General features: G+C 56.3%; 15 protein-coding genes. All 15 read right to left on the bottom strand.

Annotated elements, in window-relative coordinates; all coding sequences use genetic code 11:
• Positions 1-4: 4 nt before the first annotated feature.
• The 15 genes from rseP to ACVBEJ_RS09815 all read right to left on the bottom strand — a co-directional run bounded on the left by rseP (position 5) and on the right by ACVBEJ_RS09815 (position 15,823).
• Entirely contained in the window at positions 5-1,399 is a 1,395-nt protein-coding gene (rseP, locus tag ACVBEJ_RS09885) for an RIP metalloprotease RseP (protein WP_447129467.1), read from the bottom strand.
• Between the two features lie 17 nt (positions 1,400-1,416).
• Positions 1,417-2,580 carry a 1-deoxy-D-xylulose-5-phosphate reductoisomerase gene (gene ispC, locus ACVBEJ_RS09880; RefSeq protein WP_447129466.1) on the bottom strand — a complete coding sequence of 388 codons (1,164 nt, stop codon included), beginning with the start codon at positions 2,578-2,580 and terminating at the stop codon, positions 1,417-1,419.
• An 8-nt stretch (positions 2,581-2,588) separates the two neighbouring features.
• A complete protein-coding gene (locus tag ACVBEJ_RS09875) occupies positions 2,589-3,449 on the bottom strand; it encodes a phosphatidate cytidylyltransferase (protein WP_447129465.1) in 861 nt (286 codons plus the stop codon).
• Positions 3,442-4,188 carry a polyprenyl diphosphate synthase gene (gene uppS, locus ACVBEJ_RS09870; RefSeq protein WP_447129464.1) on the bottom strand — a complete coding sequence of 249 codons (747 nt, stop codon included), beginning with the start codon at positions 4,186-4,188 and terminating at the stop codon, positions 3,442-3,444. Before uppS ends, ACVBEJ_RS09875 begins: the two co-directional genes overlap by 8 nt.
• 43 nt (positions 4,189-4,231) lie before the next feature.
• The gene (gene frr, locus ACVBEJ_RS09865) at positions 4,232-4,789 is read right to left on the bottom strand and encodes a ribosome recycling factor (RefSeq protein WP_447129463.1); all 558 of its coding nucleotides are present in this window, start codon (positions 4,787-4,789) and stop codon (positions 4,232-4,234) included.
• On the bottom strand, positions 4,786-5,553 hold the full coding sequence (gene pyrH / locus ACVBEJ_RS09860) for a UMP kinase (protein ID WP_447129462.1): 768 nt from the start codon (positions 5,551-5,553) through the stop codon (positions 4,786-4,788). Before pyrH ends, frr begins: the two co-directional genes overlap by 4 nt.
• A gap of 240 nt (positions 5,554-5,793) precedes the next feature.
• A complete protein-coding gene (gene tsf / locus ACVBEJ_RS09855) occupies positions 5,794-6,648 on the bottom strand; it encodes a translation elongation factor Ts (protein ID WP_447129461.1) in 855 nt (284 codons plus the stop codon).
• Positions 6,649-6,840: 192 nt separating this feature from the next.
• Entirely contained in the window at positions 6,841-7,593 is a 753-nt protein-coding gene (gene rpsB / locus ACVBEJ_RS09850; protein WP_447129460.1) for a 30S ribosomal protein S2, read from the bottom strand.
• Between the two features lie 360 nt (positions 7,594-7,953).
• Positions 7,954-8,742, bottom strand: a complete 789-nt coding sequence (locus tag ACVBEJ_RS09845; protein ID WP_447129459.1) for a TorF family putative porin — start codon at positions 8,740-8,742, stop codon at positions 7,954-7,956.
• Entirely contained in the window at positions 8,739-10,019 is a 1,281-nt protein-coding gene (locus tag ACVBEJ_RS09840; protein WP_447129458.1) for a S8 family peptidase, read from the bottom strand. Before ACVBEJ_RS09840 ends, ACVBEJ_RS09845 begins: the two co-directional genes overlap by 4 nt.
• Positions 10,016-10,762 carry an anti-sigma factor family protein gene (locus ACVBEJ_RS09835; RefSeq protein WP_447129457.1) on the bottom strand — a complete coding sequence of 249 codons (747 nt, stop codon included), beginning with the start codon at positions 10,760-10,762 and terminating at the stop codon, positions 10,016-10,018. Before ACVBEJ_RS09835 ends, ACVBEJ_RS09840 begins: the two co-directional genes overlap by 4 nt.
• Positions 10,759-11,340, bottom strand: coding sequence for an RNA polymerase sigma factor (locus ACVBEJ_RS09830; protein ID WP_447129456.1), 582 nt, complete (start codon positions 11,338-11,340; stop codon positions 10,759-10,761). Before ACVBEJ_RS09830 ends, ACVBEJ_RS09835 begins: the two co-directional genes overlap by 4 nt.
• 54 nt (positions 11,341-11,394) lie before the next feature.
• Positions 11,395-12,654, bottom strand: a complete 1,260-nt coding sequence (locus ACVBEJ_RS09825) for a TolC family protein (RefSeq protein WP_447129455.1) — start codon at positions 12,652-12,654, stop codon at positions 11,395-11,397.
• Between the two features lie 122 nt (positions 12,655-12,776).
• Positions 12,777-14,075 carry an HlyD family type I secretion periplasmic adaptor subunit gene (locus ACVBEJ_RS09820; protein WP_447129454.1) on the bottom strand — a complete coding sequence of 433 codons (1,299 nt, stop codon included), beginning with the start codon at positions 14,073-14,075 and terminating at the stop codon, positions 12,777-12,779.
• Complete coding sequence (locus tag ACVBEJ_RS09815; protein WP_447129453.1) at positions 14,072-15,823, bottom strand: type I secretion system permease/ATPase; 1,752 nt, start codon at positions 15,821-15,823, stop codon at positions 14,072-14,074. Before ACVBEJ_RS09815 ends, ACVBEJ_RS09820 begins: the two co-directional genes overlap by 4 nt.
• Positions 15,824-16,098: the final 275 nt, after the last annotated feature.

The raw sequence follows: 16,098 nt of genomic DNA, 5'->3' as shown, positions 1-16,098 counted from the left end.
GTTATTATTGATCACTTGTGTTTTGTTCCGCCGCGCTGTCATCCGGAAGCTCGCGGCGAATATCATTGCCAATGGCAAAAATCATTAATCCCATCACCAGAAACAGGCCAATTTTGTAGCCAATCAACTGTACTTTTTCAGATACCGGGCTGCCTTTGATGGCCTCTACCAGGTAGTACATAAAGTGTCCACCATCAAGTACCGGTATCGGCAACAGATTGAGAACGCCCAAACTCACACTGAGCAGCGCCAGCAACCCGAGGAACGATATCAGACCGCTCTGGGCACTTTGGCTGGCCACTGTAGCAATGCCCAGTGGCCCACTCAAGTGCTTAAAGGAAATATCACCGGTCACCATTTTGCCAAGGGTTTGCAGAGTCATGGCAATGGTGCTCCAGGTTTCCCCAACACCGTAACCGATGGCATCCAGCGGCCCATAGCGATCAGTGCGGAAAAAATAATGCCCCACACCGACCCGGCCAACAGTTGCACCATCCTGCTCAACGGCATCGGGAGTAATATCCACAGACAGCAACTGCCCGCTTCTGCGCACGTCCATAACAATCAACTCACCGGGACGCTGGCTAATATACTCTGCCCACTGGTTCCAGGATGTGGTTGCCACACCATCAACGGCCACCATTTGGTCGCCATATTGCAAGCCCGCTTTGTGGGCCGCGCTACCTTCAACAACCATACCTACAACAGGGCTGACCTCTGAAAGTGTCTCTTTGTTTTCCGGGAGCCCCCAGGTCATACCAAGTGCTTTTAACAGGTCCGGGTTTTTATCATCTATTTCCCAAACACCCAGTTCTGCACTCAGTTCTATTGGTGTGGACACTCCATTTTCAAACACTGAGAAACGCACGGTATCCCTGTCGCCCAGACGCAAAACGAGGCGTTTGTTGAGGTCTTGAAGGCTGTTTATCGGCACACCATCGACAGCCACTATTTCCATACCGGGAGACAAACCAGCCCGTTCCGCAACAGAACCGGGGGTTACCTCTTTTACAAAGGGCGCGTATCCGGCAACACCAAACAGCGCAATCAACCAGTAAAACACAATGGCAAGCAAAAAATTGGCCGCCGGCCCAGCCAGCACCACCGCCATACGCTGCCATACCGGTTTGCGATTAAAGGCGTAGGGCAAATCGTCGGGATCAACATCGTCTTCGCGCTCATCCACCATGCGTACATAGCCGCCCAGGGGAATCCAGGCGATAACATACTCAGTGCCAAGTTTGTCTGTCCAGGTGACAATGGGCTTGCCGAAGCCGATGGAAAAGCGCAGCACTTTGATACCGCAGCGGCGGGCCACCCAAAAATGACCGTACTCGTGAAAGCTCACCAAAATGGCGATAGCAATCAGGAAATAAAACGCTTTACTCAGAATATCCATTGCGGAACCAACACCCTCTATAACAACTCTGTGGCTTTCTGGCGAGCCATCTGATCGCTCGCTTGGACAGCATCAATACTGTTCGGTTCACTGGCCTGCCACTGCTGCAACACCTCATCGACCAGTTCGGCAATGCGCGGGAACGCCAGCCGACCCTGTAAAAACGCCGCCACTGCCACCTCGTTTACCGCATTCAAAGCAGTGGCCAGATCTTTACCCGCCGCCGCTGCCTGGCGCGCCAGCCGCAAGGCCGGGAAACGCTGTTCATCCGGGGCCTCAAAGTCCAGTCGCGCCGCCGCCACCATATCCAGGGACGACACGCCGGAGTCTATGCGTTGGGGCCAGGCCATGGCGTGGGCGATGGGGATACGCATATCCGGGTTGCCCAGCTGGGCCAGCACACTGCCATCCACGTATTCCACCATGGAGTGCACCACACTCTGCGGGTGTACCACCACCTCCACCAAATCCGGACTGACAGCAAACAGCCAGCAGGCTTCGATCAGCTCCAGGCCCTTGTTCATCATGGTGGCGGAATCCACGGAGATTTTGCGCCCCATGGACCAATTGGGGTGAGCGCAGGCCTGATCCGGTGTCACCGCTGACAACTGTGTCAGTGGCGTGGTGCGAAACGGCCCGCCGGAACCGGTCAGCAAAATTTTGCGAACACCGGCTCGCTCAAAGTGATTATACCCTTCTGGCAAACACTGGAAGATAGCGTTGTGTTCGCTGTCGATGGGCAGCAATTCGGCGCCGCCCCGTTGCACCGCCTGCATAAACAGGCTGCCCGCCATCACCAGAGATTCCTTGTTGGCCAGCAATACCCGTTTGCCGCTCTCGGCAGCGGCCAACGTGGATAACAGACCCGCAGCGCCGACGATGGCGGCCATCACCATATCCACGTCCCTGTCGGCAGCCACCTCACACAATGCCTGGGGTCCCGCCAGCACTTCGGTGGGCAGGTCGGCTATCAGCTGTTGCAATGGAGCAGCGTGGCTTTTATCAGAGACCACCGCATAACGGGGCACAAACTGGCGGCACTGTTGCGCCAGCAGCTCTATCTGGCTGTGGCAGGTCAGCGCGAACACCGAGTAGCGATCCGGGTGACGGGCCACCACGTCCAGTGTACTGACGCCGATGGAGCCGGTGGCTCCCAATACTGTGAGGGATTTACGTGCCATAAAGGTTTTTATAACAAACTGCCGGACTGATGCAGCAGGTAAATAAGGGTGAACACCGGAAAGGCGGCGGTCATACCATCTACCCGGTCGAGGATGCCACCATGACCCGGCAAAATAGCGCCGCTGTCTTTGATATTGCGCTGACGCTTGACCATGCTTTCCAGCAGGTCTCCCAGTACCGATGCCACCGACGTGCAGAGGATCAACAAGGACAGCAGCAGCCACAATTGTGTATCTGCCGACAACTGCCAACCAGTCAGCACCAGCAACAGGCCATTGACCAACAGGCCGCCAACCACGCCGGCCCAGGTTTTTTTCGGGCTGACCTGGGGGGCCAGTTTGCGGCGACCAAAGTGTTTGCCGGCAAAGTAGCCGCCGGTGTCCATTAACACCACAATGCACACCACCATCAACAGCGCCCAGCGCCCGGCATTGTCGCTGGGCAGGGTGGCAAAACCGTTGGAGTACAACAAAACAACCAGGGCCAGCCAGGTGGGAACCAGTACAAACCAGCCCATCAAAATTTTGACCCAGGTGTTCGCCCACAGCAGCCTGGTTTTGGGGAAGCTCTTGACCCACAGCAGGGCGATCAGCCACCAGCCTGCAGCACTGGCCAACAACACCAGTTGGCTATCCCGGTGGGCATGCAGCACATAATCGCTGGCCAGCCACATCAGCAAACCACTGCCTGCCACAAAAGCCAGCCGAACCAGAGAAGAACGCAAACCCGCCAGATTGCTCCACTCCCAGGACGCCAACAGCACCAGCGCAGCCGCCAGCCAGACAAATCCGGCTTTGGGCAGGTAAAAAAGAGCCGCCAGAAACAGGCCAATCAGCACCAAGCCTGTAAAGATACGCTGTTTAAGCACCGGCTTCCTCCGCTTCTATTTGTTCGGCGGTTTTACCAAAGCGGCGCTGACGGTGGCGGTAATCCTGCACCGCATTCCCGAAGGCTGCGGCGTCAAAATCCGGCCACATCAATTTGGAGAAGTGGAATTCTGCATAGGCCATCTGCCACAACAGAAAGTTGCTGATACGCTGTTCAAAGGCGGTGCGAATGCACAGGTCTACCGGCGGCAGGTCCGACAGCGACACTTCTTCGGCAAGGAGATGTTCGTCTATCTGCTCGCTTCTCAAATCGCCACGTTCCACGCGAGCGGCAATTTTCTGCGCTGCCTGAGCAATATCCCAGTGACCGCCGTAGTCCACAGCCAGTACCAGAGTCTGGCTGCCGCCGCGGGTTTGCTGTTCGGCGTCTTCGATCAGTTTGCGCAAGCGGCCACTGAAACGCTCCCGGTTGCCGATTACCCGCAATGCCACGCCCTTTTCTTTCAGAGCTTTGACTTCTTTTTTCAGGTAGGAGGCAAACAGCGACATCAAGCCCTGCACTTCCGCAGCCGGGCGGCGCCAGTTTTCACTGCTGAAAGCGAACAGGGTAAGCACTTCAACGCCGTGCTCTTTACAGGCTTCCAGGGCATCTCGCACCCGCTCCACCCCGGCCTGGTGACCGGCCAGGCCGCCCAAACCACGCTGTTTGGCCCAGCGGTTGTTGCCATCCATAATGATCGCCACATGGCGCAGCGGGCAATGGTTAGTGGCTGCATTCATGGTGCGCCTCCCTGTGTGCGGTAAACCCGATGGCGCTCGCGCATCAGATTTCCATCAGGTCCTTTTCTTTAACCGCCAGCAGTTCATCCACCTGACCCACAAAGCGGTCGGTGATCTTCTGCACATCGTCCTGAGCCTTGCGATCTTCGTCTTCGGTGATTTCTTTTTCCTTGAGCAGTTCTTTCACGTCAGAGAGCACGTCGCGGCGAATATTGCGGATGGAAATGCGGGCGTTTTCTGCTTCGCTGCGGGCCTGTTTGGTGTAGCCCTTGCGGGTTTCCTCGGTGAGCGGCGGCATGGGAATGCGAATCAGCTCGCCGGTGGTCACCGGATTGAGGCCCAGGTCGGATTTCATAATGGCTTTTTCAATTTCCGGCACCAGTTGTTTTTCCCACACGCTGATACTCAGCGTGCGGGCGTCCAGCACGGAAATATTGGCCATTTGATTGAGCGGGGTATCCGCGCCGTAGTAAGACACGTTGATACCATCCAGCAAGCTGGGGTGGGCGCGGCCCGTGCGAATTTTGGAAAACGCGGTGGTCAGCGCGGTAATGCTTTTGCCCATACGCTCTTCGGCGTCTTTTTTCAGGTCGTTAATCATTGCTCTTGTCCCTCGCTGTTTTCTGTCAGAGCTTCTTCAATCAGGGTGCCTTCTTCGCCACCCACAACGATATTCAACAACGCGCCGGGCTTGGACATGCGGAACACTCGCAGGGGCATGTCCTGTTCCCGGCACAGGCAGATGGCGGTCAGGTCCATCACGCCCAGTTTTTTGTCCAGCACTTCGTCGTAGGTCAGACGAGTAAACATTTTGGCTTGCGGGTGTTTCATGGGATCGGCGTCGTACACTCCGTCCACTTTGGTGGCTTTCAGCACGACATCCACTTCCACTTCAATACCGCGCAAACAGGCAGCGGAATCGGTGGTAAAGAAGGGGTTGCCGGTGCCCGCCGAGAAGATTACTACCTCACCCTGGTCCAGGTAGCGCATGGCTTTGCGGCGGTCGTAGTGCTCCACCACTCCACTCATGGGGATGGCGGACATCACTCGGGCGGAGATGTTGCTGCGCTCCAGAGCATCGCGCATGGCCAGGGCATTCATCACGGTAGCCAGCATACCCATATGGTCGCCAGTTACCCGTTCCATACCGGCTTCGCTGAGTGCCTGGCCGCGAAACAGGTTGCCACCGCCAATCACCAGCCCCACCTGTACCCCTATGCCCACCAGTTGGCCAATTTCCAGGGCCATGCGGTCGAGCACTTTGGGGTCGATGCCAAAGCCCATCTCTCCCATGAGTTCTTCACCGCTGAGTTTCAGCAGGATGCGTTTGTATTTTTTGTCCTTGGTGGCGGCGCTATTGGGCATGGTTACTCCGGTTGATTGGCTGGCGTTGGCTTAGGAGCACAGGGGGTGTTCCAGACACGCCGTAAATACATCCGTGTAGGCTCGGCTGCGGCATCCATGCCGCAGACGGTCTGCAACACCCCCTGTACTCCATCGCAGTGTCGATGTCAGCACTACATATACAAATACGGGAGCCCATTTTTGGGCTCCCGTATTGTACAGATTTTCTGTCATCTGTCTTCCGACTTCTGTCCTCTGAACTTATGCCCCTTGAACAGCAGCAGCAACCTCGGCAGCAAAATCCGTTTCTTCCACTTCAATGCCCTCGCCCACTTCGTAACGGGTAAAGGAGGCCACTTCGCCACCGGCGTTAGCCACCAGTTTGCCCACTTTTACGTCCGGGTCTTTTACGAAAGGCTGTTCAACCAGGCTGTTTTCCGCTTTGAACTTGTTCATGCGGCCAACAATCATCTTCTCGATGATTTCTTCCGGCTTGCCACTTTCGCGAGCCTGGGCGGTGAAGATTTCTTTTTCCTTGTCCAGCACGTCCTGGGGCAGGTCTTCCGGCTTGGCCACTTGCGGGTTTACCGCAGCAACGTGCATGGACACGTCTTTGGCCACTTCGTCGTTGCCGCCGGTCAAAGCGGTCAGAACGCCGATGCGGTTGTTGCTGTGTACGTATCCGGCAACCACGGCACCCTCCACCACAACAGCGCGGCGAACGGAGATGTTTTCGCCGATTTTTTGTACCAGCGCTTCGCGGGCGTTTTCCAAATCACCGTCCATCAGAGCGGCCACGTCAGTTTGCTTGTCGGCAAACACTTTTTCAGCAACGGTGCTCACAAAGCCCAGGAAGCCTTCATCGCGGGCAACGAAGTCGGTTTCGCTGTTCACTTCAACCAGTACGCCGTAGCTGTTGTCGTCGGCCACTTTAATGGCAACAACGCCGTCAGCAGCGGTACGACCGGCTTTTTTGGCCGCTTTCATGCCACTGGATTTGCGCAGCTCTTCAATTGCTACTTCGATATCACCGCCAGCAGCAGCCAGGGCTTTTTTACATTCCATCATGCCGAGGCCAGTGCGCTCGCGCAGTTCTTTTACCAATTTCACTGACATTGATTTGTCCTCATAAAATCGTTTGAAATACAACATTCGCGGCCACAGGCCGCGAATCAAAAAATTGTTCAAAAAAGGGGCCTATGGCCCCTTGATTACACCGTCATTGCGAGCGAAGCGAAGCAATCTCGTGATGCAAGGAGATTGCCGCGTCGCTGCGCTCCTCGCAATGACGGGGAGCAGGAGCAGGTATTACTCCGCCGCCGCTTCTTTGGCTTCAGCGTCCACTTCAACAAATTCATCTTTGCTGGTGATGCTGCTGCCTTTTTGCTTGCCTTCCAGTACCGCATCAGCAATAGCCGTGGTGTACAGCTTGATGGCGCGGATGGCGTCGTCGTTGCCGGGAATCACGTAGTCAACGCCGTCCGGGTTGCTGTTGGTATCGACAATGCCAATAACGGGAATACCCAGCTTGTTGGCTTCCTGAATGGCGATGCGCTCGTGGTCTACGTCAACCACAAACAGTACGTCCGGCAGGCCAGCCATGTCTTTGATACCACCGATGGAGCGGTCCAGCTTCTCCATCATGCGAGTGCGCATCAGCGCCTCTTTCTTGGTCAGTTTTTCAAAGGTACCGTCCTGGCTCTGGGCTTCCAGCTCGCGGTAGCGGCGGATAGAGCCACGGATGGTTTTGTAGTTGGTGAGCATGCCACCCAGCCAGCGGTGGCTGACAAAAGGCATACCAGAGCGTTCCGCCTGTTCGCGAATGGACTTCTGTGCAGCGCGCTTGGTGCCGACAAACAGAATTTTGTTGCCGTTGGCCGCCAGATCGTGAACCGCCTGCAGAGCGTCGTTGAACGCGGGAACAGTTTGCTCAAGGTTGATGATGTGAATCTTGTTGCGGGCGCCGAAAATGTATTGACCCATTTTCGGGTTCCAGAAGCGGGTCTGGTGACCAAAGTGAACACCAGCCTGCAGCATGTCTCGCATGGAAACAGTAGCCATGATAATTCCTTACATTGTTAAAACGTTTGCATAAGCAGAGCTTTTGTTCATCTGGCTAGGCAAAGATAAGCGAAAACCGGGAGCTTGTTGCAACAAGTGACTGGTTTGAGCGAATCTTTAACACCGCCAGGGGGCAAAAGATCAATTATGCAAGCGTTTTTGGGTTGGGTCTTCCACACACCCCATCACTCAACCTTATGACCTTTTCTTATCAGTGATAAGCAGGGGGAAGGCACCCAGAGCAACGTGTCGGTGTATGTGCGACATTATTTAGCCGGTGCAAAGGCACAGCCCTGCCCGGCGGCGCGCTTTATACCATAAACAGAGGTGGTAGTAAAACCACTGCCGCCGGACCACCAACTACCGCCCAAAGTGATAGCTCAAGCCCACCAAAAACTGACTGCCGGTGCGGGCGCTGTTGAAGAAAGCGCCGGTATTGCCGCTGTAGTGGTATTCCAGCAGTGCCACCCAGCGCCGGGCGAAGGGTTTGCCGATGCTGACGCGGGCGTAGTGGTACAGGTCGCCGTTGAGCAGCCCCAAATCCACCAGCCCCAGCTCCAATTCGCCAACACTCTGCCAGGGCAGGTGTTGGCGGGCGCTGGCGGCAAGAACAAACTGGTTGTAGCGGGTATTCCAGACGCCATCGGTATAGGCGGCCGACAGGCTGAAATTATCTTGATGGTCCAATTGAATGCGGAATTCCTGATAGTCGGCGTTGCGGGGCAGGTTTTGCTGGCGATATTCCAGCCAGGCGTTGCTGATATTGACCTGCCAGTCCCGGTTTAACAGGTAGCGGTAACCCAGGCTGTACTCCGCCTCCCAGTCCCGGGAACGGTTTTGACCACCAAGGCCACCGATGTCTGCCTTTGACACCCAGACGCTGGCAAACAGGCCAGATTTGTGGCCCAGCCAGGCTTTGGCTTGCGGCGTGGCCGCGCCTTCGGACAAAGAAATGCCGCGATAGATATAGTCTGACGACAGTGACAAATCGGCGTTGAATTGCCAATCCGGTTCCACATCGTCGGCAAACACCCCATCAACCAGCAATGCATTGCTAAATACCGCAAATGGCAAACACAACAAAAACCGCAACACTCTTTGCAGAGGCCGCCGATGGTGAACGCGCAAAAAGCCATCAAATGTCGTCAAGGCTGCTGTGGAAAACCTTCTTTGCTGTTGTTATTACCGAAAGTGTTATTACCGAAAGTGTTATTGCTCAAAATGGCCATCTGTTGCAGGTTGGCCACCAGTTGTTCGGCATCCAGTTCCGGGTGTTGTTCCTTGATCAAGGCCGCCAGTGCAGACACTTTCGCCGCAGACATTGAGGAACCGGAGAAAAAGTCAAAACCGCCATCCGGGGCGGTTGTCAGAACGTTGGCGCTATTGAGGTAAACCAGCAAGCGTCCCTCCTCCCCTTTGCCTGGCGGATTGCGGCACACACCGATAACCCCCGGCAACCGGGCGGGATAGCTTGTGGCCGCTTCGCCCGGGTCTGCCGCTACAATCAGCACACCCTGTTCCAGCGCCTGGGCCACCAAGCGGGCAATCAGCGGGTCTTTGGGCCCGGCCAGACTCATATTGATAATATCGGCACCGCTGTCGATGGCGTGGCTGATGGCACTGGCCACGGTAAAGCTGTTGCAGTGAGCCTTACTGGTGTCACCATTGAGCTGCCAGCAGGCCTTCAATACCGACACATTGGCACCGGGGGATAAACCGACAATGCCCAGCGCATTGTTGGGCTGGGCAGCGATAATGCCGGCAACAGCGGTGCCGTGAATATCCGTTCGAAAGCGCTGGCGGTTACCATCGACAAAATTCTCGATGGCTTTTATTTGCGGCTTTAACTCCGGGTGGCTGATATCCGCGCCAGTATCAATCACCATAATATTGACCCCCCGGCCCGTGGACTGGCGATGCAGTTGTGCAATCTGCTGCCGGTTGTCGTGGTACTGGAGTTCAAAGTACGGGTCATTGTAGGAGGCTTCGCCCTGCACCGAATAGCTCACCATGCGCTGCACCGATTCCACCCGCCTGTCGTTGCGCAGCCCGGCCATTACATCGTCCAGTTTGCGATCGTTGGGCACGCCCAACAGTACGCAGTACACCGACAGGGAATTAATCAGCCAGCCCCGTTCTTCCCGCAGTTGGTACTCGCGAGCCAGGTCTTTGACCTGACGGCGCACCAGCAAAGTGCTGTCGTAATTCAAGGGGGCCTGGTAGTTGCGGCCAAGCGAACGTACCGCCGCCCGCTCCTGTACCGCATTGTGATGCAGGGTAACCAGTATCGGGGTAAACCCCGCCGGGGTAGTCACCCCCAGGTCACCTTCAAGGGGCGCAGCAGACAGGGGCACTTGAGAATGGCTACAGGCAGCCATTAGCAGTGCCAGCACCAAAGCCACAATGGTGGAAGCTGCTTTTATCATGGCTGTTCCGCCGCCTCGCGGGAATGCACCGAAGGTTCGGCCAGTTTCACCCAGGGGCTGCCTCGCAGGTTTTGCAGCACCAGCTGTTGCTGGGCTTCGGACTTGTGGATGGATATGGTGTACAGCCCCGCCTTGGAAGGCCCGCTGATAATCTGGGCATCCACGTTATTGAGCAGGTTGCGCATATCCACCTCGGTGGCCGCCGGGTGGAAGATCACCCGATATACCTGGTTTTGCCCGGCTGCGGCTTGCACCAGAGTGTCGTCCTGCGAATAGGTTTCCAGAATAACGCCCTGTTGTTGTTTGGTCAGGTGTTGTTGCTTGGTCAGGTGTTGCTGGTCGGGCAAGCCAAACAACAGGCCCACCACAACCACCAGGCAGGCGGCCTGGGCCCAGACAACGGTTTTCGCCGCCCTGGGTGTGCCACCCCATTGTTGTTTCCATGCAGCCAGCCAGGTAACGTTGGATGATTTTTTGCTGTCACTATCCAGCGACTGCAAGGCTTTATCCAGGTTGGTTTCCATACGTTTGCTGGAAAGCAAATCTTCCAGCTCTGGCGGCTGTTGGTGAATGGCATCCACCACCTGTTGAGCCTGTTGCAGTTCCGCAAAGCAGGTGTCGCAACGGGCGACATGCTCCTGTACCTGGCGCTGTCTGCCGGCATCCAGTTGACCGTTGATAAAAGCGGGCAGCAATGCCTGGCACTGATCGTGGTAAAGCGCATTTGTGCTGTGGCTTTTCATGGTGTGTTCCCCTCAACTGCGGGTATTGGCTCTGCCTGCTGGCCAAATACTTTTTTAAATATTTTACGAGCGTGAAACAACCGCGTTTTTACCGTATTGGCCGGACACTCCATAATCTGGCCAATTTCCTCACAGGTGTAACCGGACTGATACGCCAGTTCCACACAGGCTCGCTGGTCGGCAGACAGGTACTCCAACGCATGCTCAATGGCCTGGGCCTGGTCGAGCCTCTCCAGCTCGCCGTCCACCGCCTGTTCCGGCACGGTGTCCATATCCTGACTGGAGTGCTTGTCCAGTTTGCGGGCTGCCTCCCAGCACTTGCGCATGGTAATGCCCATTATCCATGTGGACACCCTTGAATCACCGCGAAACCCGGCGGCTTTTTGCCAGGTAGTCAACAGGCTGTCGTTGACCACTTCTTCAATCACATCCAGTTGCTTCAGGTAGCGGTAGGCAAAGCGGGTCAGCAGCGGGTAGTACAGCTTGTACAACGTGGAAAAAGCATCTTTATCACCCTGCCCCACTGCCCGCAACAGGCGCAAATCCCGCTGATCTTCTTTCTGAGACTGGTTGCTCAAGATAGTATCCTGTTGTTAAACCTATTCATTAGTGACAATCCCTGTTCAAAAGGTTCACTTTTGAGCCACTTCCAGCGGCAAACGCGCCGTCAGAGAGAGCAACAACAGCTTTTGCTGCATCAATTCCAGCTCCGTTTGAATGCGCTGCAGGTTGCCTTGCTCGTATTCCAGTCGCACTTCCACCAGGTCTGGCAGGGTTCGGGTTCCCAGCTCGTATTCCATTTCAGCGGCCTGTAATTGCCTTGTGTATTGCGCCACCACCGTCTGCCGGCTTTTCAGCTGGCGCTGCAGGGACAGACTGCGGTACCAGGTAATTTGCACCTGTTCGCGCAACTGTCGACGGGCATCTTGCAACTGACCACGGGCGGCGGCTTCGCGGGAGGCTGTACGTTGCTTGCGCGCAGTCAATGCGTTGCCGGTGTACAGGGGCACGGATACGTCGATACCAACGCGGTCCTGAAATTCAAAATCACTGTTGCTGCCAATGGATGAGTAGGAGGCAATAGCCACCACTTCGATAATGGGCAAACTGTTGCGTTTTTCCCGTCGGTATTCGGCGTTCAGGCTGTCGGCACGATTCTGTAACGCCTTTACCGAAGGGCTTTGTTGCAGCGCCAGGGAAACCGCATCTTCACTGGTGGCGATGGTGTCTAGGTGGCGACTCAAATAACTGCTTACATCGTCGTTGTCGCACAGGCCCTGTTCATTGCCGGTATTGATGGCAATTTGCGTCATCGCCTGTTGCAGCTGAAATTGCAGTTCCAGATAAAACGCCTGGGCGTCCGCCAGTTGCGCCGCCACATCTGCCTGTTCGGAAAGAGTGGCACCGCCCTGCTCCAGAAGTTTGTTTACAGAATCCAGCTGGCGACGAAAATAGTCCCGTCGTTGTTCAGTGACCTGCAAGCGCTGCTTGACCGACTGGGCGGCAAGAAAAGCCAACGCCACTTCCTGAGCTGCCGCAATACGCGCCTGCTGAATGTCTTCCCGTGTGGCTTCGACGTTGTAACTGGCGGCATTGCGGGCGTACCTGGCATCGCCAAAGTCGATTACCCGCTGGGAAATACGCAGCCCAAGCTGGTTCTGAATGGTGCTGTCCACCACATCGGTATTGCCGCTGCCGGTTCTGGCAAAACTGGCAACCTGGGGGCGGAACAGGGAGCGCGCCTCTTTTAAATCCGATTCCGCTTCCCGTTGCCTGGCGCGGGCCACGGCCACTGTTGGGTCTTGCTGGGCCGCCAGTGTCAGGGCACTGTCAAAGCTGAGGCAGGCCTGGGGTTCAGCGTTGGATTCGGCGTTGACTAAAGAACCAAACATAGTCAGTACTACCGTCATCGCGAGGGAGTGAAACGACCGCGGCGATCTCAGCCTGCGAAGTGTGAGAAGGAGATTGCCGCGTCGCTGCGCTCCTCGCAATGACGGGGTGTTTTTAAATAAATTCATGACGAACGCAGTCCCTGGAATAAGGATTTGCCTAGGGGTTCGAAGATGTAATCAAACATGGTGCGGCTGCGCCCGGAAAAGATAAACGCGTCCACGGGCATACCGGGTGTTACGTCAATATCCCCTGCCCTGTGCATCTCGGCGGCGGGAATCAGCACCCGCGCTTCGTAGTAGCTCTGGGCTGTGGCCGGGTCGGTTTTCAGGTCGGCGCTCACGTCCAGTACCCGCCCCTCCAGCTGCGGTGCCTGCCAGCCTTTGTAGGCGGAAATTTGCGTGCGTACGGTTTGGCCTTCAAACACCGAAGCCCGTTGAGCCGGGGCAATGCGAATAGACGCGGTGACTTCGCCAATATTGGGAATAATTTCCATAATGGTTTCGCCGGGGCGCAACACACCGCCCAGGGTGGCGAACTGCATGTTCAGCACTTTGCCGGAAACCGGCGCGCGAATCACCGAGCGGTCGAGCACGTTCTGGCTGGAGCTGAGTTCCTCCTCCACCGCCTGCAAGCGGGTACGGGTTTCCAGCAGATTGGCCGAGATGGTTTGCAGAAAGTTGGCTTTGCTTTGGCGAATTTGCGCCGCCAGATCGCGTTGGGAGGCGTCGGCGCTGTCGCGTTCGCTTTGCAGGCGGGCAATTTCCGATTCCAGGTCAATCACCTGACGTTCAATGGCCGTGAGCTGGTCGCGGCGGGCAAGTTTTTCCGCCACCATGGTGTTGGTTAACTGATACTCCTCTCGCGCCGCTGCCAGTGCGCGCTCCACTATGGTGATTTGCTGAACCCGTGCTTTCCGGGTTTGCACAGCGGCTTTGCGGCGAGCGTCCAGCACATCAACATCCGCACTTTGGGCACTTTTTTGCTGGCGGAATAAATCCCATTCCCGTTCGACAATATCGTCCCGCTCCTGCTTGCCAAGGGTTAATTGTTGCAGATGGGAAAAATCCGGCTTGGCATCGGTTTGCTTGAGCGCCTGAAGCCGTTCCACAGAGGCCGTCAGTGCAGCGTACTGCTGAATGGTCTGATCGCGGCTGGCCAGGGAAACAGTATCTTCCAACACCACCACAACCTCTCCCTGCTCCACCCACTGACCTTCGCTGACGCGAATTTCACGGATAATGCCCCCCTCCAGGTGCTGAACCACTTTGCGCTCGCCATCCACCACCACCTTGCCGGAAGCGGCAACACCTTCTTCCAGGGGGGCGAACGCTCCCCACAGCAGAAAACCACCGAGGCCGATCAAGCACACCAGTGCGGTACGGATGACCCGTTTGTCACTTTTTGGGGTTAGATGAATCATGCCTGTGCTCCCGCGGTTGTCTTGGCGACCTTTCTGACCTTGTTGGCAACAGGCGCGGTCGATTGCAAATAGCTGGCCGACTCTGCCGACAGCACCGAGCCGTTGCGAATCAGCAGAGTTGTGCCGGTGGCAGAAATCAGTTTGCGGTCGTGGCTGGCGATCACCACCACCGCACCGGCACTGGCAATGCTCCGCAGATTGCCAATCACCGTTCGCGCGGTTTCCACGTCCAGATTGGCGGTGGGCTCGTCCAGTATCAACAGTGCGGGCTCGCCAAAAAGCGCTCTGGCCAGACCAATCAGCTGGCGCTGCCCGGCAGACAATTGGCCGCTGGAAGTCAACGCGGTGTCGTAGCCCTGAGGCAGTTTCAAAATCATGTCGTGAGCGCCGGCACGCCGGGCGGCGGTGAAAATAGCCTCTGGCTCGGCATCGCTCATGCGGGCAATATTTTCCCCCACGGTTCCCGGCAGCAATTCCACGTCCTGAGGCACATAGCCCACGTATTGGCCGCGGTCGGCACTGTGCCAGCTGTGAATGCTGCGGCCGCCCAGGGCGGCGCTGCCAGACAGGGGCTGCCAGGCGCCAGCCAAAGTTTGCAGCAAGGTGGTTTTACCGGCACCGTTACCGCCCACCAAAGCCACCATGTCACCTTCATTCATTTGCAGGCTGAAGGGATGAATCATGGCTTTGCTGCTGCCCGGCACTGCCACCGACAGGCGATCCAGGGTCAGTTGTGCGTTGGGTTTGGGCAGCGGCGTGAACTGTTGCCACTGAGGGGAATTTTCCCCGGTGCTTGCGATGGTGCCCTGCAACTGCTGCCAGGCCACCCGGCACTGGGTAATGGCGCGCCAGCTGCCGACAATCTGGTCGATGGGGGCCAGGGCGCGGGACAACACAATGGAACCGGCCACGATAGCACCGGGGGAAATTTCCTGGCCAATCGCCAATGCAGCACCGGCGCCGAGAATAAAGGTTTGCAGAATCTGCCGGGCGGAACGGGACAGGGAGCTGAAAGTGCCCTCACGGGAGCTGCCTTCCAGGTTGTATTCCCGCGCCATTTCTTTCGCTTGTCGCCACCGTTGCAGGGCATTTTGAGTCAGGCCCATGGCGACCATGGCCGAGCGCTGCCGCGCCAGCCCGGACGCCAGTTGGTGAGCCTGGGCACTGGCGTTAAGGGCTTTTTCGTTACTGGTGCGAGTGCTCATTTCCGCTGCCACCGCCACCGCAAAAATAATGGCGCCGCCACCCAAGCCAATAAAACCAATCACCGGATGCACTAAAAACAGCACGCCAAAAAACAGCGGAGTAAAGGGCAAATCAAAAAACGGGGTTACCAGATTGTTCTGAAACAAGCCGCGAATGCGCCCCAGCACATTGAGATTTTGCGATAACCTGTCGCCGCCACGATCTTTGGCTTCAAAGTCGATAAATATCTGTTCGGAAATTTGTTCCTCAATATTTTCCGCCGCCAGATTGCACAACCGCCGCCGCCCCATTTCCGCTGCCGCGTAGATGGAAAGCAGAAACACTGCCAGTACGGTAAGCCAGGTCAGCGTATCCTGGGAGCCAGACGTCAGCACCCGGTCATACACTTGCAACATGTACAGCGGGGACACCATCAACAAAATATTGATGGCCAGACTGAACCCCAGAAAGGGCTTCAGAAAGCCGGGCAATTCCCGGTTCATGGCTTTTAGCCACTGGATAAAACCTTTTTTGTCACTGTCTGCAACGGTATTTTCCGGCATTGGAGGCACTCGGTTTTTTATAAGTACCCAATGAGTTGCAGCAAGTGGAGATTCGGTTCAATGAAGTGATTAAAAATTTGCTCACTGTCATTCTGAGCGCAGCGAAGGATCTCTCAACTGTGCAGCACATTTAGAGGTCCTTCGCTGTGCTCAGGATGACGAGCAGAAAGGGTTGGGTGCAAGGGTAGCGGCCAAAGAGCGTACACGGATGCTTATTTCAATAACGAAAACACAGCGTGTCTGGGAACTCCAGGCCCCTACAGCTCCAGGCCCTT

It is taken from the genome of Porticoccus sp. GXU_MW_L64 (assembly GCF_052983295.1).
Note: the sequence above shows the minus strand (reverse complement) of the source record. Positions and strands in the feature narration are given on the sequence as shown.